21 protein-coding genes are annotated in these 16,875 nt (G+C 44.1%); 6 read left to right on the top strand and 15 right to left on the bottom strand.

What is annotated here, in order from left to right:
- Nucleotides 1-234 precede the first annotated feature (234 nt).
- From EJA10_RS14385 to EJA10_RS14375, 3 genes are all read right to left on the bottom strand, one after another.
- Nucleotides 235-1,083 (bottom strand): DegV family protein, encoded by an 849-nt coding sequence (locus tag EJA10_RS14385; RefSeq protein ID WP_125480708.1) that lies wholly within the window; start codon nucleotides 1,081-1,083, stop codon nucleotides 235-237.
- A 199-nt stretch (nucleotides 1,084-1,282) separates the two neighbouring features.
- Nucleotides 1,283-1,813: a hypothetical protein gene (locus EJA10_RS14380; protein ID WP_125480707.1), complete on the bottom strand. Its 531-nt coding sequence runs from the start codon at nucleotides 1,811-1,813 to the stop codon at nucleotides 1,283-1,285.
- A 20-nt stretch (nucleotides 1,814-1,833) separates the two neighbouring features.
- Nucleotides 1,834-3,522 (bottom strand): formate--tetrahydrofolate ligase, encoded by a 1,689-nt coding sequence (locus EJA10_RS14375; RefSeq protein ID WP_125480706.1) that lies wholly within the window; start codon nucleotides 3,520-3,522, stop codon nucleotides 1,834-1,836.
- A 177-nt stretch (nucleotides 3,523-3,699) separates the two neighbouring features.
- On the opposite strand from EJA10_RS14375, the gene metA reads away from it, so the two are divergent.
- A complete protein-coding gene (metA, locus tag EJA10_RS14370; protein WP_125480705.1) occupies nucleotides 3,700-4,608 on the top strand; it encodes a homoserine O-acetyltransferase MetA in 909 nt (302 codons plus the stop codon).
- Nucleotides 4,609-4,738: 130 nt separating this feature from the next.
- Here metA and EJA10_RS14365 read toward each other — a convergent pair whose 3' ends face one another.
- On the bottom strand, nucleotides 4,739-5,431 hold the full coding sequence (locus tag EJA10_RS14365; RefSeq protein WP_125480722.1) for an AIM24 family protein: 693 nt from the start codon (nucleotides 5,429-5,431) through the stop codon (nucleotides 4,739-4,741).
- Nucleotides 5,431-6,132 carry a class I SAM-dependent methyltransferase gene (locus EJA10_RS14360; RefSeq protein ID WP_125480704.1) on the bottom strand — a complete coding sequence of 234 codons (702 nt, stop codon included), beginning with the start codon at nucleotides 6,130-6,132 and terminating at the stop codon, nucleotides 5,431-5,433. Before EJA10_RS14360 ends, EJA10_RS14365 begins: the two co-directional genes overlap by 1 nt.
- Before the next feature lie 122 nt (nucleotides 6,133-6,254).
- Here EJA10_RS14360 and EJA10_RS14355 point away from each other — a divergent pair, with 122 nt between their 5' ends.
- The gene (locus EJA10_RS14355) at nucleotides 6,255-6,473 is read left to right on the top strand and encodes a DUF3892 domain-containing protein (protein ID WP_125480703.1); all 219 of its coding nucleotides are present in this window, start codon (nucleotides 6,255-6,257) and stop codon (nucleotides 6,471-6,473) included.
- A 39-nt stretch (nucleotides 6,474-6,512) separates the two neighbouring features.
- On the opposite strand, the gene mntR is transcribed toward EJA10_RS14355, so the two are convergent.
- The 4 genes from mntR to EJA10_RS14335 all read right to left on the bottom strand — a co-directional run bounded on the left by mntR (nucleotide 6,513) and on the right by EJA10_RS14335 (nucleotide 10,777).
- Nucleotides 6,513-6,935, bottom strand: a complete 423-nt coding sequence (gene mntR, locus EJA10_RS14350) for a transcriptional regulator MntR (protein WP_125480702.1) — start codon at nucleotides 6,933-6,935, stop codon at nucleotides 6,513-6,515.
- Nucleotides 6,936-7,005: 70 nt separating this feature from the next.
- A complete protein-coding gene (locus EJA10_RS14345) occupies nucleotides 7,006-9,183 on the bottom strand; it encodes a DNA topoisomerase III (protein WP_125480701.1) in 2,178 nt (725 codons plus the stop codon).
- Nucleotides 9,184-9,440: 257 nt separating this feature from the next.
- Nucleotides 9,441-9,731 carry a hypothetical protein gene (locus tag EJA10_RS14340; RefSeq protein WP_125480700.1) on the bottom strand — a complete coding sequence of 97 codons (291 nt, stop codon included), beginning with the start codon at nucleotides 9,729-9,731 and terminating at the stop codon, nucleotides 9,441-9,443.
- 59 nt (nucleotides 9,732-9,790) lie between these two features.
- On the bottom strand, nucleotides 9,791-10,777 hold the full coding sequence (locus EJA10_RS14335) for an HD-GYP domain-containing protein (protein WP_125480699.1): 987 nt from the start codon (nucleotides 10,775-10,777) through the stop codon (nucleotides 9,791-9,793).
- A gap of 319 nt (nucleotides 10,778-11,096) precedes the next feature.
- On the opposite strand from EJA10_RS14335, the gene cspD reads away from it, so the two are divergent.
- Nucleotides 11,097-11,297, top strand: a complete 201-nt coding sequence (gene cspD, locus EJA10_RS14330) for a cold-shock protein CspD (protein ID WP_023627628.1) — start codon at nucleotides 11,097-11,099, stop codon at nucleotides 11,295-11,297.
- Nucleotides 11,298-11,457: 160 nt separating this feature from the next.
- Here cspD and EJA10_RS14325 read toward each other — a convergent pair whose 3' ends face one another.
- Both EJA10_RS14325 and EJA10_RS14320 read right to left on the bottom strand, forming a co-directional pair.
- Complete coding sequence (locus EJA10_RS14325; RefSeq protein ID WP_125480698.1) at nucleotides 11,458-11,634, bottom strand: zinc-finger domain-containing protein; 177 nt, start codon at nucleotides 11,632-11,634, stop codon at nucleotides 11,458-11,460.
- Between the two features lie 20 nt (nucleotides 11,635-11,654).
- Nucleotides 11,655-12,311 (bottom strand): reverse transcriptase-like protein, encoded by a 657-nt coding sequence (locus EJA10_RS14320; RefSeq protein ID WP_125480697.1) that lies wholly within the window; start codon nucleotides 12,309-12,311, stop codon nucleotides 11,655-11,657.
- Between the two features lie 214 nt (nucleotides 12,312-12,525).
- Here EJA10_RS14320 and EJA10_RS14315 point away from each other — a divergent pair, with 214 nt between their 5' ends.
- Together EJA10_RS14315 and EJA10_RS14310 are read left to right on the top strand one after the other, a co-directional pair.
- Nucleotides 12,526-12,933, top strand: a complete 408-nt coding sequence (locus tag EJA10_RS14315) for a reverse transcriptase-like protein (RefSeq protein ID WP_125480696.1) — start codon at nucleotides 12,526-12,528, stop codon at nucleotides 12,931-12,933.
- Nucleotides 12,933-13,871 (top strand): DMT family transporter, encoded by a 939-nt coding sequence (locus tag EJA10_RS14310; protein WP_125480695.1) that lies wholly within the window; start codon nucleotides 12,933-12,935, stop codon nucleotides 13,869-13,871. Before EJA10_RS14315 ends, EJA10_RS14310 begins: the two co-directional genes overlap by 1 nt.
- 21 nt (nucleotides 13,872-13,892) lie before the next feature.
- Here EJA10_RS14310 and EJA10_RS14305 read toward each other — a convergent pair whose 3' ends face one another.
- Entirely contained in the window at nucleotides 13,893-14,174 is a 282-nt protein-coding gene (locus tag EJA10_RS14305; protein ID WP_246017801.1) for a DUF6123 family protein, read from the bottom strand.
- Nucleotides 14,175-14,228: 54 nt separating this feature from the next.
- Nucleotides 14,229-14,690 carry a divergent PAP2 family protein gene (locus EJA10_RS14300; protein WP_125480720.1) on the bottom strand — a complete coding sequence of 154 codons (462 nt, stop codon included), beginning with the start codon at nucleotides 14,688-14,690 and terminating at the stop codon, nucleotides 14,229-14,231.
- Between the two features lie 157 nt (nucleotides 14,691-14,847).
- Here EJA10_RS14300 and sspL point away from each other — a divergent pair, with 157 nt between their 5' ends.
- A complete protein-coding gene (gene sspL, locus EJA10_RS14295; protein ID WP_023627620.1) occupies nucleotides 14,848-14,979 on the top strand; it encodes a small, acid-soluble spore protein L in 132 nt (43 codons plus the stop codon).
- Between the two features lie 30 nt (nucleotides 14,980-15,009).
- Here sspL and EJA10_RS14290 read toward each other — a convergent pair whose 3' ends face one another.
- Entirely contained in the window at nucleotides 15,010-15,900 is an 891-nt protein-coding gene (locus EJA10_RS14290) for a 5'-3' exonuclease (protein WP_125480694.1), read from the bottom strand.
- Nucleotides 15,901-16,020: 120 nt separating this feature from the next.
- Nucleotides 16,021-16,857 (bottom strand): sulfurtransferase, encoded by an 837-nt coding sequence (locus EJA10_RS14285; RefSeq protein WP_125480693.1) that lies wholly within the window; start codon nucleotides 16,855-16,857, stop codon nucleotides 16,021-16,023.
- Between the last annotated feature and the right edge of the window lie 18 nt (nucleotides 16,858-16,875).

Here is a 16,875-nt window from a genome sequence, read left to right as displayed (position 1 = left end):
CTTTCATGATTTAAGGCGAAAAGTTGTCCGTGAGACCGCTCCAATCGGACAGCTTTCATGATTTAAGGCGAAAAGTTGTCCGTGAGACTGCCCCAATCGGACAGCTTTCATGGTTTCAGGGGGAAAGGCTTTCACAAAGCCTTTTTCCAAAAATATGCAGGACTGATTTTCCGAAACAAAAAGACTTTAGACAAACTCAGCAAGTTCGTCTAAAGTCTGAAGTGTGAAAGGCACTTAAATAACTGCATTATTCCAGCTGATCCCGATTGTATGCTCACCTGCATGTACTCCGATGACCGCCCCAATTGGACAGCTGACAAAATGTATGTCGGAAAACTTGGCTTCAAGCTGGCTTTGCCACTCATCCGCAACCTCTTTGTGCAAACCGTAAAGAATGTACACTTCCTTAACCCCATATTTCTCGTGTGAGCTTTTTAAATAATCAAATATTTTTTCGCGTGCTTTTTTATCGCTTCTTACCTTCTCTTTCGTATTCAAGCTGCCATCTTCTATACTGATGATTGGTTTGATGCTAAGCATGCTGCCCAGGTAAAACTGAACGCCTGACATTCGTCCGCTGCGATGAAGCTGTTCCAGACTGCCTATCATGACATAAGTCTCATTGGAGTCACGGATGATTTCGAGCTTTTCCTGGATCTCCTCGAGAGATGCCCCTTGTTCAGCTAATGCAATTCCCTTCTTTAGTTGGGAAGTAAGCGGGTAAGTCAGAACCTTCGAATCAAATGTGATGACAGGAATATTGACAGACTGTGCTGCCTGGACACTCGAGGCGACAGTGCCGCTCAGCTTGGACGAAATGAGCACAGCAAAAACGACATCATAGTCTTTCTCAAGTTTCTCATAAAGCTCCATGAATACACCAGCAGGTGGCTGTGAGGTTTTTGGAGGTGATTTCACTGATTTTAATTTTTCATATAATTGTTCTGCGGTTAAATCCTTGCCATCGAGATATTCCTGGTCATCTAGTACGATTGTCATCGGTACTTGATAGACGTCCGGATGGTTCTTCAGTTCTTCATCTAAATATGCTGTACTGTCTGTTACCCAAGCGATTTTTTTCAAATAATCTCCCCCAATCGATAGATTGATATGTTGGCTTCCTTTTTTCTTTCACTTTTGCTGTTACTGTGACCAATTGACTGGATAACAATATTCGTATCAAAAATACGATGAGCAATTTAGTCTAAGTAAAAACCATTACATTAATAGACTATTCTGAAAACAACAAGCAAATTCCTGCCTAAAAGGCAGGAATTATTATTCATGCAATAATTTTTTTTAGTTTCTTCAGTGACTCATTCATATAATCAACCATGTTTGTCAAATCCTCGATTTGTTCCTCATAAACAAGACGGTCGAAGGAAATGACTGCCTTATTATGAATGTGCCGTGAATTCTGCAGGGGGCTGTGCCGGACATTCTGAATAATTGCCCGATCCTGTCCCCAAACTCCTTGAAGCGTGTCCTGAATATCCTGAAAAACTTCCAAATCATTTGAGTGGTACAACGAGAAAAATATTTCTACCTTGCAGCCTGCGAGCTGATTGGCACTTTCGGTACCAAGCAGCTCAGCAGAAAGGTTTTCCAGCCCTGCTTCAAGCACCAGGCCTGCAGACAATTTTTCTGGTACAAAGCCTTTAACCGTAAAGGAAATCTCGTATTTTCTCGACAGCTTGGCAGTATTGATCCAGTCATCCCGGTCGATCACCAGAATTTCACCGCTCAAATCCCTGTCATAAATATCGCCCTCGATGACGACTTTTATATTCTCAAACGCTGTCGGGTCAAACATGAGCTCCACTCCTTTTACGTCTAAAACAAGCCTACTGCATTTCCCTCTTCATCGACATCCATATTCAGGGCAGCCGGAAGCTTTGGAAGGCCAGGCATCGTCATGACTTCTCCGGTCAATGCGACAATGAAACCTGCGCCTACGGACGGCTTCAATTCTCTGACTGTGATCGTGAAGCCGGAAGGTCTGCCTAATTTCTGGGGATCATCGGATAGTGAATATTGCGTTTTAGCCATACATACAGGAAGGACTCCCCAACCATGGCCTTCGAAATCAACCAGCTGTTTCTTCGCCTTTGGTGAAAACTCAACTCCATCGGCACCATACACCTGGCGGGCAATTTTCTGGATTTTATCCTCTAGTGAATCCGACAAATCATATAGATGCGCAAATGTATTCTCATTCTCTTCAATTACCCCAAGGAGTGTTTCAGCGAGTTCCAATCCTCCGGCTCCGCCTTTTTCCCAAACTTCAGTAAGGGCAACTGGTATACCCGCATTTCCGCAAAGTTCTTTCAGGGTATCTGTTTCAAGTTCTGTATCGGTAATGAATCGATTGATTGCGACTACGTATGGCAGTCCAAAGCCTGCAATTGTCTCGATATGCTTTTTCAGGTTCGTAAAACCGTCTCTTAACGCCTGGATATCTTCATTCACAAGTTCAGTCTTCTTCATTCCCCCGTGCATTTTCAGCGCACGGATGGTTGCCACGATGACAACAGCTGCAGGCTCGATTCCCGCCGCTCTCGCTTTGATGTTCAGGAACTTTTCCGCGCCAAGATCTGCTCCGAATCCAGCCTCAGTCACGACAAAATCTGCCAGCTTAGATGCTGCTTCTGTCGCGATGACACTGTTGCAGCCATGGGCAATATTCGCAAACGGCCCGCCATGGATCAAAGCCGGTGTGTGTTCGATTGTCTGCACAAGGTTCGGTTTAACCGCTTCCTTCAGCAGAAGCGTCAATGCTCCTTCAACGCCTAGGTCACCTACAGTAACAGGCTGTCTGTCATAATTATAGGCAACAACCATCTTGGCCAGTCTGCGTTTCAAATCTTTTAAGTCGCTGGCAAGGCAGAGAACGGCCATGATCTCAGAAGCCACCGTAATATCAAAGCCATCTTCACGCGGCACTCCCTGCAGCGGTCCGCCAAGCCCAATCACCACTTTCCTCAAAGCCCGGTCATTCAGGTCAAGCGCCCGTTTCCAAACGATTCTCCGCTGATCTATATTCAATAGATTGCCTTGCTGCATGTGGTTGTCGATCAAAGCAGCAAGTGCATTATTCGCAGTTGTGATCGCATGAAGGTCTCCAGTAAAGTGGAGGTTGATATCCTCCATCGGAAGCACTTGGGCATAGCCGCCTCCAGTAGCGCCGCCCTTGATTCCCATCGTTGGACCCAGTGAAGGTTCGCGCATGGCAATCATCGTCTTTTGCCCAAGTTTATTCAATGCGTCTGCCAGCCCGACTGTAACAGTCGATTTTCCTTCTCCAGCCGGAGTCGGATTAATCGCCGTAACAAGGACAACTTTCCCGCTCTCCTTCGTTTTTAATCTGGCGAGTACTTCTGACGACAATTTGGCCTTATACTTTCCGAACATTTCGATGTCATCGGGACTGAGGCCAATCCTCTCAGCAATTTCTACAATAGGTTTCATTTCACTTTCACGAGCAATTTCGATATCTGACTTTACTTGAATGTTTGTTCCCATTTCCAATCCCCCCAGATAATCTCTATATGCTTACCACTTTATATTCTACCATCAGAGATTTACTATCAGGGGAAAAATATTCAACTGTAATAAAAATTTCCCTTTAGCCAATTGCTCCAGAAAAGAATTCTGACTATAATAAATAGTAAAACTTCGACTAAATAAGGAGGTTATCCATTGCCAATCAAAATCCCACAGCACCTTCCCGCCAGAGAAATCCTCGAGAAGGAAAATATTTTCATCATGGATGAGGGGCGGGCCTCACAGCAGGACATCCGCCCATTGAATATCGTGATCCTGAACCTGATGCCTGAGAAGGAAAAAACCGAAAGACAACTGCTGAGATTACTCGGCAATACACCTATTCAGGTCAATATAACATTCCTGAAAACGGCTACATATGAATCCAAGACTACTTCCAAAAACCACCTGGAGGAATTTTATATGGCCTTCAGAGATATAAAAGAAAAGAAATATGATGGCATGATCATTACAGGTGCACCAATTGAACTGCTGGCTTTCGAGGAAGTGGATTATTGGCCGGAGCTGAAGGAAATCCTCGATTGGACCAGTACGAATGTGACATCTACCATGCACATCTGCTGGGGAGCCCAGGCTGCATTATATCACCATTATGGTATACAAAAGTATGAGCTTCCTAGAAAATGCTCAGGAATATACAAGCATCGTGTCCTTGATCAAAATGAAAAGCTGTTAAGAGGATTCGACGATGAGTTCCTTGCTCCTCATTCCAGAAACACCGATATTAGCAAGGAGGAATTGCTGGGCAGCAACGAATTGAAACTGCTCGCAATATCTGAAGAAGCAGGCCCATTGATCATTTCCTCCAATGACGGGAGAAGAATCATGATCACCGGACATCTCGAATATGAAGCTACTACACTTGCAGAGGAATATAAGCGTGATCGGTCCCGAGGCATTGACATTCAAATGCCGGATAACTACTTTCCAGGCGACAGTCCGGAAATGCCTCCAGCCAACCGGTGGAGGTCTCATGCCCACCTCTTCTTTTCAAATTGGCTGAATTACTATGTATACCAGGAAACTCCTTTTGAATGGGATTAGAAAAGGCATCGATTTTAATCGATGCCTTTTTTATATCATATACGAGGATAGCAGGGCGGCCTGCCGCCATTTGATTGTACCTTGCCTGAATTTCAGCTGCAGTGGATTCAAAAATTGGTTATATGTCAGCTTAACTCTGAGGAGTATAGTAAACTTCTTCGAACGGCTGGACGACGACAAACCCCTGGCCGCTGAATTTCATCTGGATTGATTCGCCGCTGCCCCGGCCAATAAAGGTCTTGAACGAAATATCTGTCACAAATTCCGGTTGAAGGTTTCCTGACCAGGCAACAGTAGCATTCGGATCTGTATAAACGGGATTATCTGGTGTCACCAGCAGGGTGAGTGGTTCATAATGCGAGGTTATCGCGACCATCCCTGTCCCTTCAAGACGCACGTTGAACAATCCGCCTGAAAGCATCCCAGCAACTCTGCGCATCAGTTTGATATCCCAGCTGATGGAAGGTTCGAAGGCGAGAAGGTCATTACCATTTACAAAGATAGCGTCATTTTGCAGATTCAGGATTGAGATCTTTTTCCCCTGATCCGCCAGATAGAGTTTCCCATTCCCTGTTGCCTTCATCAGGGAAGTCCCCTCACCGGTCAAGGCTTTCTTGAACATTTTGCCCAGCCCGTGTTCAAGCACCCCTTCACGCTCGAATTTAATATTGCCCCTGTACGAGATCATCGCACCTGCTTTGGACCAGATCTGCCCATTCAGGTTAATCTCGAGCATCCTTGCGGTTTCTAATTCGAAAAGTCCTTCCCCCTTATCCTGCTGCCTTGTATTTTTTACGAAATCTTCAATTGAATATCGACTCATCATTCTTCTCCTCCTTCTTTTTGAACCTGGAACATAAAGACCCACATAAATGAAAGTGATTGCTGGAGCTCTGTTGGAAGCGATCCGAGGGAAAGCTGGTCTGCCGCCTTTTTGAACACACCGAACTCCCCAGCTTTTCTCCATCCGTTTTCCAGAGCCAGCCGTTCAAGTTCCCATGGCATGATCGTGCTGCAGATGACCTCTTCCCCATACAATCTTCTGAAGCTGTTCTTCCGGGGACCAGCAGTGGGACCCAGAATGCCGATACATGCGTGGCCGCCAGACTTTAAAATCCGGGCCATTTCCTTTAAGGACTCCATAGGGCTGCTCGTCCATTCAAGAGAATTAATCGCCATGACAGCATCAAATTCATTGTCAGCTATTCCAGAATCGGATAAGTCCGCTTTTATAAATAAAGCCCTTCCATTGTTGGCAAGTTTCAGTCTGGCTTTTCCCAACATTTCCTCGGATACATCAACACCTGTCACTGAATATCCTGCTTCCGCCAGCTTTACTGAACCGCTTCCATCCCCACACCCCAAATCGCACACACTTGAGCCGGGAGAAACAAATCCTCTCATAAATGGGACGATATCCTTGCGGCTTCCTGTTTCCCACATTTCTTTGCTTCTAGAGTTCCAGGAAGCTGCCATCCTATCCCATTGTTTTTCGGATTCCGCTACCCAATTAAAATTACCCATACCATCACCTGCCAGATTTTTTTCCTTGTGAATAACTTCGATAAAAAAATGCTAATTCCTTTTAAGTTTATTTTTCTGAACGAAGTGCAAGAATAGGAGGATGAAAGGAAAGGAGAGTTTATATGGAACAGGAACATTTGATTGCAATCCACAAAAACCACGCCGGGGAGATCATCAGTTTCCAGACATCGAGCGGAAGGATCATTTCCTATCGAAAAGCAATGATGGAAGCTTCTACAGGAATGATAACAGGCGTCAATATCGATGAATCTGATGATGGTTCAACTACTTTATCTTCTGAAGACGGTGCTGGTTTTGGGCATTACCCTGATATATATTGAACAAAAAAAAACACCTGAAACTATATCAGGTGTTTTCTGTCATTGCTCATCGTTTTGAGCCTGTATGGCTCTTAGGGCTTCAATCCTGGATTCGTCTTCCTCAAAGTATTGGACAAGGTCACCGATCCTGTCGATAGCGTCCCAGCTTAGATGATGTTCGATTCCTTCGACATCATTATAAATGTTTTCTTCTTTTACGCCGATCACTTTTAACAATTGTTCAAGCAACTCATGGCGATAAACTAGTCTTTTTCCTGTTTTTATCCCCTTGGGTGTCAAGACGAGGCCCCTGTATTTTTCGTATACGAGGAATTGATCTTTATCAAGCTTCTGTACCATTTTTGTAACAGAGGAGGGATGGACTGACAATGCCTCGGCAATATCCACGACCCGGGCATAGCCTTTCTGTTCTATCAAAATGAATATCTGTTCAATATAATCTTCCATACTAGGTGTTGGCATCCCATGACCTCCAATGCTTAAACAATAACCATATTAAAGTGTACTATAGAACATCTGGGGTGACAAGGCGTTATCCTTCCTGCTTGACAGGATCATTGGCCAGGTTGAACTTCAGCCTGTTTTCCTCCCCGTCCCAATAAAGCTTGGCATCAAAAGGCCTCTCTTTCCCCTGGAAGCCTTCAATCATGTCTGTGCTGCCATCCGCCAATAACTTTTTAATATGTTTTTGCGTAAGAGTTTTCCCAAGGATCTGTTTCGAGAGAGTAAAATTGCATTTCGTTTTTTGATAGTTTGAACATCCATAAAAGGTACCTTTGTCCACTACCATTCCGTTACATTTTTTGCAATTCCCTAGATTGGCGGCCCGCTTGGATCGCCCGCTCTTCTTCCCAGGAATAAAGGCACTTGTCAATTCGTCCGAAAATACCCAGCTCGATGAACCCTCAGTCGTTTCAGCCACAAGATGCCTGATCATTTTTGAAGTCTGCTCAATGAATTGTCTCGGAGAGGCTGCTCCCTCACCGATTTGATGAAGCCTTTGCTCCCATTTGGCGGTCATTTCAGGGGATGCAAGAACTTGTCCTCCTACGGCAGCCACAAGTATTTTCGCTTTCGCTGTGGCATACACAAGGTTTTTGCGGACGTCAATATAAGCACGGTCCTTCAGCATCGTAATGATCCCTGCCCTGGTAGCTTCTGTGCCAAGCCCTTCAGCCTTCATCAATACTTTTTCAAGTTCCTTATCCTCAATATGCTTGCCGGCTGTTTTCATCAGGGTGATTAACTGTCCTTCAGTCAGCCTTTTGGGCGGCTGTGTTTTGCTTTCTTTCACTTCCGTTTTCATCACAGTTCCTGTTTCTCCCTGCTCGACAGCCGGCAGTTCAGGTTCCTTGTCCGATTCCTTTTGAGGAAGGACTTTTTTCCAGCCTTCATCTAACTGGACTTTCCCTTTTGAAATAAACTCCGCCCTGTCTTCAACGACCGTTTTGATGGTCGTATATTCTGCCTTATAAGGACCATAATGAGCTGTAATCAAAGTTCTTGCCAGCAGGTCATACAGTTTTAGCTCATCTCCCGAGAGCCTGCTAATATTAGGGACTTGTTCTGTCGGGATGATGGCATAGTGGTCTGTGACCTTTTTTTCATTCACGTAGCGCTTATTATTTTTAATCGACGAAATTGGCAGTGGAAAAAGCGGCTGATATTCCGGAATAGCCTGCAATTTGCTAAGAATGGCTGGAAAGCCTTCTGCCTCCCCTGGTGTCACATACCTTGAATCGGATCGAGGGTAGGAGACGATTCCCCGCTGGTAAAGCCCCTGCAGGATGTCCAATGTCTTTTTGGGCGACATCTTGAAACGCCGGTTGGCTTCTGCCTGGATCGCCGACAGATTATATAACAGCGGCGGAAGGAATTCTTTCTTCTCGGAAATCACTTCTGAGGCTTCGGCCGCTTTTCCATCGCAAAAACCGGCGATTTTTTCTGCCATCTCCTTTGAAGAGATGCGTGAATCACCGTTTTTCTCCCACTTGCCGCTATATTTCTTGCCATTGATATTAAACTTCGCATTCACTTCCCAGAAAGGTTCGGACACGAAGTTTTCAATTTCAAGTTCTCTTTTTACAATCAAAGCAAGAGTGGGCGTTTGCACCCTGCCAACTGAGAATACATCTGAATAGCCTTTGTTCTGGAGCAGGAGCGTATACAGCCTTGATGCATTCATGCCGACAACCCAGTCTGCACAGGCCCGTGTGTATGCTTCATAATACAAATTCTTTGTTTCTGCTTCACTCAAAAGCTTCTGAAATCCTTCTTTAATTGCCTTAGGTGTCAGGGAGGAAATCCAAAGCCTTTTCATTGGCTTTGTACATCCTGCCAGGCGAAGGATATTCCTGATGATCAGCTCCCCTTCGCGCCCGGCATCGCCTGCGTGGATGACTTCAGATACCTGTGGGTCAGAAGCCAGTTTTTTTATAATATTGAATTGTTTCGCTTTCGATTTTACTACTTCATACTGAAACTGCTCAGGAATGATCGGCAAAGTACCCAGTGACCATCTTTTCCAGGAAGTATTGTATTTCTCAGGTGCCGACAATTCTGTCAAATGTCCGATCGCCCAGGATACAAAGGCACCTTTTGGAAAAATTTCATTTGGCAGGATTTCAATGAATCCTTCCCGTTTTTTTGTTTTGAAGACGGAGGCCAGCGTTCTGCCCTGGTCAGGCTTTTCCGCAACAATCAATTTCATATTTTCCTCCTGTGGAACTGTTATGTGCCTGCTTTTTTGAATCTAGAACTCTATTTTATCTTTTTTTCATTAAACGCGTAAAGGACTTTTATCGCCGCGCCCTACATGCTGACAAAGCATCGCTGCAGCGATATCCTTTGTATCCGGAAACCAAAAAGGTTCAGAGATTCTCAGAATCCGTTCAGGAGTACTCTTCATGATTCAAATTGGCGGAAACCAAAAATTAAACAGGCAGCTGATCACTCAGCTGCCCTTCACTATTTATTCTCATATGGTTCAACTTTATTGTTTTCATTGATGTACCATCGATCCCTGGATACGGCTGCCGAAACAGTCAGTATCAATGAAGGAATCTTCTCAATCCGTACCACAATAGCACCAACCAGCTTCTGAAAGATCACAAAAGATTCTCCATGGCTGAAAGCAGCCCATTGCGGGCCCATGATGGCGATGGAACGAATGATTTCCTCCTTTTCATTTTGCTCGAGGGAAAGATGCGAAGAGAAAATAATAATCCAATTCTCATCACCTATCGAAAAACGGTACATGCCCTCACCCTTCACTTCATCATAATTGACTACTAAAAGATATGAAGGGTGGCCGAGGATTATACCCCGACAATGGAATCATTTAATACCCTGGAAATCCTCAGGCCACGATTCAGCCTTAAATCAATCAATGAATCCCCAGCTTTAATCAATGCTCTTAATGGCTCATATGGATCGACCATAAGGATTGTCCCTTCCTCCCCATTGCTGAGGAGAACACGCCTGCCAACCAGACTGTCCATGATCCTGTACAGGAAGACGACCATGATAGAAGGATCGAATTTCCCAAAGACATCATTTTGCATCTGGGAAATCACAATGTGGAACGGCTCTGCCTGATGATATACCCTGGATGACGACATCGCGTGATACACATCTGCGATTGCAACAATCTTGGCTAGCTTGTCTATTTTTTCACTTTGCAGACTCAACGGGTAGCCAGCCCCATCTTCCCGTTCATGATGCTGAAGGGCAATCAACGCTACCCTTTCGCTGACCTCGGGGATATCCAGCAACAGCCTGTAACCATAAACAGTATGTCGTTTCATCTCCTGGTATTCTTCATTTGTCAGTCTTCCGGGCTTGTTAAGAATCTCCGCGGGAACTCTCGCTTTTCCTATGTCATGAAGGGTCGCGCCAAGGGATAAATCCGTTAATTCTCCCTGGCTTAATCCCAGCCACTTTCCAATCAAGGTTGAGATGATGCCAACACAGACAGTATGCCTGTATGTATATTCGTCTTTTGCTTTCAGTTCATAAAATAAATGATAGATGTGAGGAATTTCCGCTGCCTGGCGGATTGCTGGCATTATATCGTTTTTTATTTCTTCAACAGGTACAACTCCTGTCTTTGCAACTACATCAAAAATCTCTTCCATTTGCCTTGAAGCTTCATCAATCTTCTTTGCAACAACCTCGATCTTGCTGGTAACGGCAGTCTGTGAAGTGTGGTCCTGTATGGCATTCCCATTCCTGATTGAATCAAGCAAAGATTCAATTTCGAAATCAGACAAGGACGTTAACGTGGATGGAGTGGTCTTCTTCATTCGTACCCTCCTCTTGTTTTTAATGATAGTTTAATAAAAAAATTCTCTAATTGATTAAGCAAATAATAACAAATTTTTACCAAAATAGGAACTGTAGGGACGTAAATTTCATTTTATTTATAATTAATTAAATTTTTAGATTATTTACTAGTTATGCGCTTACATTTCTTGACTGACTCAGGACCTGTATTGTATATTTAAGACATCATTTAATAGATTATATTTGCCTTGTCAAAAATTGCAGGTGTATCCGTTAGATGATAATATTCAACTTTGGCACATACATTGTGCCGCGAAAGACATGGGAGGAAAGTTTAACATGCAAAACGGTAAAGTAAAATGGTTCAACAATGAAAAAGGTTTCGGTTTCATCGAAGTAGAAGGCGGAGACGATGTATTCGTACACTTCTCAGCAATCCAGGGAGATGGCTATAAGTCACTAGAGGAAGGCCAGGAAGTTTCTTTCGAAATCGTTGAAGGAAACCGTGGACCACAAGCTGCAAACGTTGTAAAACTATAATTAAAAAAAAGTTGAAGGCTGGCGCAGGCGCCAGCCTTTTTTGATTGAAATTATTTTACTGATGGCTGTTTTCAGGGATTAAGATATCTTTTCTTGCTGTTCCTTCCAAAAGATTGATAAAGAAAGCAGCAGTGCAGTTTACGAAAAAGCGTATCGAAAATTATTTCAGTCTGTTGCCGCACGCTTTGATTTGATTTCCGACCGTGCATTCTGTGATGCAGAATCGATGTGCATACCTTTTTCCATTTTCCTGCTGATGGTGCTTCTTCAGGAAGCAGCCATTGCAATAAGTGCTGAGCAATGTTTCCACCTCAGCAAGGATTTGCTTACGTGTCAATCTCTTCCCGCCTTCCGTTGTTATAAGATCTGCATCTTGCTATGGATCATCTTGCCTTCAAGTGCCTGGGTGGCCAGTTTATCTGCTTCTTTGTTTTCTTTCCGTCCCACGGCATTGTACCTTGGATGTAAACCGAGCTCCTTGATTTTATTTTCAATTCGGTCAAGCCAGCGATTGAGAGTTTCCTCATAGCATGGCCATTCTCCTTCCAACTGTTTTAAAACGACCTGGGAATCCCCTTTAATTTCACAGGTCATATTCTTGACTCCCATTTCCTCGAGAATGGTCAAAGCAAAGTACAATGCTGCATATTCCGCTTCATTGTTGTTTTCAAGCTCATCAAAAACTTCGTTCGCACGCAGCCTGTATTTTTTCTTCCCCTGCTTGAAGTAAATGATCGCACCCAATCCTGCCTTGACATGGTGGCTGTCAAAGCCTCCGTCAAAATAGACCGTCAAGTCATGCGGCTCCTCTTCAACCTCAGCAAGGAGCTTGCGCATTTCCTTCATGCTCCACGATGTTCCGATTTCATCAATGAATGAAATTTCCCCTGACCGTCCTGTTTTCTCCAATTCATCCGCAGCATGGAGGGCATGCTCTCCGTCAAGAAAATCTGAACTGAAAAGGATCGAATCCAAACCCTTTGCCTTGAATTCCCATTCTAATTTATATTTCATGTCATCATCCCCCGCCTTCTTTTCACGATTCTTAACAGACTGTTGTTTTTGTTATCTTACCCATTTTTTATGCTCGTTACAATGAAAACGATGCATGCAGACTGGCTTATAAAAAAAATTTCTTCATGTTTTTTTAGGACCGTTTTTTATAAATAAAGGGCGCTATTATGATACACTATCTATTATCTGTATAAACAATCGGGAGTGATCTTTTTTGATCGAGGTATACATCGATGGTGCCAGTGCCGGCAACCCAGGACCAAGCGGTGCGGGAATTTTCATCAAAGGGGAAGGTGAGGTTTTCAGGTATTCTATTCCTCTTGGAGTCATGTCTAACCATGAAGCTGAATATCATGCCTTTATAAAAGCTTTGGAAATCTGCCTGGAAAAAGGTTTTACCATCGTATCGTTCAGGACAGATTCCCAGCTGGTCAATGCTGCTGTCGAAAAGGAATTTGTCAAAAACAAACTGTATGCTCCATTGTTGGAAAAAGCATTGAAGCTATCCAGCCAATTCGATTTATTTTTCATGAAATGGATTCCATCTAGCGAGAATAAAACCGCTGATGAATTATCCAGGAGAGCAGTCAGGGAAAACACCATGAAAGGAACAGAAAATTAATGAGATCCACTACATTTGCCGATTTCAGCTTATTGTTCGTTGCGCTCATTTGGGGCGCCACTTTTGTTCTTGTACAAAATGCAGTCTCGTTCCTGGAGCCTTTTTCATTCAATACAGTCCGGTTCACCATGGCTGCTATACTTCTGGGGATATGGCTTGTTGTACTTGAAAAGGACCAGTTTAAAAAACTGGACAAAAAGCTGCTGTTATCCGGTTTGATGCTCGGTTTTTGGCTGTTTATCGGGTACGCATTCCAGACCCTTGGCCTGGTGTATACTACCTCATCCAAGGCTGGCTTCATTACAGGACTCAGCGTAATCCTTGTCCCCTTGTTGATGATCGGAATCCTAAAACAAAAACCCGGAATCAGTTCCATAATAGGGGTTTCTGCTGCTACGGCAGGACTTTACCTTTTGACCATGTCGGATGTTTCCAGCTTAAATATAGGAGATGCATTTGTTTTGATCTGTGCAGCAGGTTTCGCGCTTCATATTGTCTTTACAGGAAAGTACAGCAGCAGTTATCCCACTCTGCTATTGACCACTGTGCAAATTGCCACAGTAGCCGTTTTGTCGGGACTGTCTTCCGTCATATTCGAGGACTGGAAAAGGGCCTTCAACCCTGAAGTCATTTTTTCCGCTAATGTCATCATCGCCCTATTGGTGACGTCGATTTTGGCAACGGCCCTGGCATTCTTCATCCAGACGAATTTCCAGAAACATACCACTCCAACCCGGGTTGCTCTGATATTTGCGATGGAACCGGTATTTGCCGCCATTACTGCCTTCTTCTGGGCAGATGAAAGGCTCGCGTTCAGTGCATTGATCGGCTGTGCCCTTATTTTTGCAGGAATGATTTTTGCAGAGTTGCCGCAAGGGAAACTTGAAAGCTGGTTCCGTAAAAAACTCGAAAAAAAAGAAGCTGACCTCAAAGCGTAAATGCTTTGAAGCCAGCCTTTTTTATACGGCCAATAGCTCGATTTTTTTCACAAACTGCAACGCTGCTTTGCGCGAATGAATTTTATTAGAAGCGAACGTTTCAAGCAGCGAGATAAAAAAACTTCCGTCAAAGCCTTTTTGGGCTTTAAGAGTGATTTCAATTGCTGCATTGGTGATTTCATCTGTGGAATTGGTATACTGCTGCCCAAAATAGATAAAACCGATCGCATCCTCGCCCAACTGAAATCCTTTGCCCTTCAAATGAAGCAAGTAATCTTCTACTGTCCGCACTGACTGAATCAATCCTCTCTTCAAGCCATCTTCTAGTAAAATTTTACCGCATAATTCGAGCTTTTTCTACCGTTTTTTTGTTAAATAGTAACCAGCAAATCCCATAGCCATGCCTAAAAGGGCTCCGCCAAGCACCTCTTTTGGCTGATGGCCAAGCATTTCCTTTAAAGGATCTGGCGACTTTTCCTCAAATTCAACCGGATCATCCTCATTGATTTTATCAATCAATTCATCAAGATCATTCACCTTCAATGTGAGTTCTCCCGTCTGCCTCCTGATTCCCTGGGCATCATACATAACGATCATCCCATACACAAGCGACAGGGCAAAATCGTTCGATTGGAAGCCTCTTGTAAGGCCGATATACGTAGTCAAAGACGAGACACCCGCAGAGTGCGAGCTCGGCATTCCACCTGTCGCGATGAATAAATTCGGCTTCCATTCTTTTGTTTTAGCATAATGAATCGGTATCTTTAAAGCCTGAGCCAGGCCTATACTCGAAAGTGCAATTGCCACACCTTTGTTCATCATCCGTCACCTCCATATTATTTTGAAGAAAAATGAGTGCTTTTATTCCCGGCTGCCCATAATAACCTTTAGGCTGTACCAGGCAGACAACCTATACAGGTTATTTCACAAATCTCGGCATTTTTAAACAAAAATTTTTCAGGAGGGAGCAAACAAGATGAGTAAAAAAGGCAACCGAGGAACAAAGGCGCCAGGTGTCAATCCACAGGGCTATGGACAGGATGCGGAATTCGCTGAAGAACCGAAATCAAAGCTTGAAAATGCTGCTAAGAAAAAGAATACAAAATAAAAAACGGCTGATTTTTCAGCCGTTTTCCTTTTACGCATACATCGTATCATTTTCAAACAGGCGGTGAAGACCCCTCAGTTCCACTTCCGTGAATTTGGCAAGAACCTTTTCCCTGTCGACCCTGAAAAGGGCCTCGTCTATCTTACATTCTACAGGCACATCGCATTTGATTTCAGCAAGCTGTCTGCTCATGTGGAGCATCTCCAAATCGGCTTCGATTTTGGCACGCTGAGATTTTGTCAGCAGATGCAGGTTTGCAAGGACTCCTTCCACGTTGCCATGTTCCTGCAGCAATTTAATAGCTGTCTTTTCGCCAATTCCCCGGACTCCAGGGTAGTTATCGCTCGGATCTCCCATAAATGCTTTCAAATCGATCATTTGTTCAGGCCAAATGCCTTTTTCGGCATAAAGAGTTTCACGATTATGGACAAGATAGTTCCCATATCCTTTTTGGAGCAGAATGACTGAGACACGGTCATCAATCAATTGAAGGATGTCCTTGTCCCCTGTCAGGATGGATACCGAGTCCACTTCCATAGCGGTGCGTGCAATTGTGCCGATGCAGTCATCTGCCTCATATCCCGAAAGTCCTATATTCGGGACGTCGAGCGCTTCGACGACCTCTTTGACGAGATCAAATTGCGGCAGGAGCTCGACAGGCGCTTCCGGCCGGTTTGCTTTATAATGACCGAACATTTCCGTACGGAAGGTCTTGCTGCCCATATCCCAGCATACTGCCGTATGGGTCGGCTTGAATTTATCAACCGCGGTCGCGAAGTGCTTTACGAAGCCGTGAATTGCGTTTGTGGGAACACCTTTTGAATTTATCATGAATTGTCCGGTAACAGCTGTTGCGTAAAAAGACCTGAACAGCAATGCCATACCGTCAACAAGCAGTAGTGAAGTTTTATTTTGGTCCAAGTTGAAACCTCCAATTGAGATTATTTGAGCACGAGCTGCCCGTTTTTAATCAACCTAAACATTATAACATATCTAAGAGCTCACCTTGATAAATTCCAAAAAAACCAACCCAAATGGAAATTATTCACCTTTTTCTACAGGGTTTTCCTCATATGAGACCCAATCGCTGTAGCTGCCAGGATAAAGCCTGACATTTTTAAAACCGGCTGCCTTCAAAGCAAGGTAATTTGGGGTCGCTGTGACACCCGATCCGCAATAGACAATGACTGGGCGCTCCTTATCCAAATCTGCGAACCTCTTCTCCTGTTCCGCAGGGGATTTGAAATATCCATTTTCCATTCCTTCCATCCACGGCTTGTTGATGGCTGTCGGTATATGTCCTGCAATTCTGTCAATGTGCTCCTCGATCCCCAGATAGCGCCTGCTTTCACGGGAATCGATCAGGATGGCATCCCCGCTTTTTTCAAGGGCAATTTTCCTTACTTCGTCATAGGATGCAAGCATTTCCTTATTTTCCGAAATGGTATACTCTGTTTTCTCATAGCTAGTTTCTGCCCTATCGACAGGATATCCTGCCTTTTCCCAAGCTTCAAAGCCACCATTCAAAATATAGACTTGCTGATGTCCTGAATAGTTCATCAGCCACCAAAAACGCGAAGCAAATGCCCCTTCTTTTGCATCATAAGCTACCAGAACCGTATCTTTTTCGATTCCAGCCTCTTCGATCCTTTTCTTCAGTTGGCTGGACTCAGGAAGCGGGTGCCTGCCCCCATGTTTTTGAACAGTCCCGGAAAGGTCTTTTTCAAGGTCAAAGTAGACTGCCCCTGGAATATGGCATTGCTCATATTGCCTTTTGCCAAAACCACCCTCCCCCAACTTGAAACGGCAATCGACAACCCTGACATTCTGATTTTCGTAATGTTCTTTAAGCCATTCCGGAGAAACAAAATAGTGCAAGGAAACCACTCCTCATGA

The sequence above is a fragment of the Mesobacillus subterraneus genome, from assembly GCF_003937825.1.
Taxonomy (GTDB): Bacteria; Bacillota; Bacilli; order Bacillales; family Cytobacillaceae; genus Mesobacillus; species Mesobacillus subterraneus.
The sequence above is the reverse complement of the archived record's forward strand: the minus strand, read 5'-3'. Positions and strand labels throughout refer to the sequence as shown.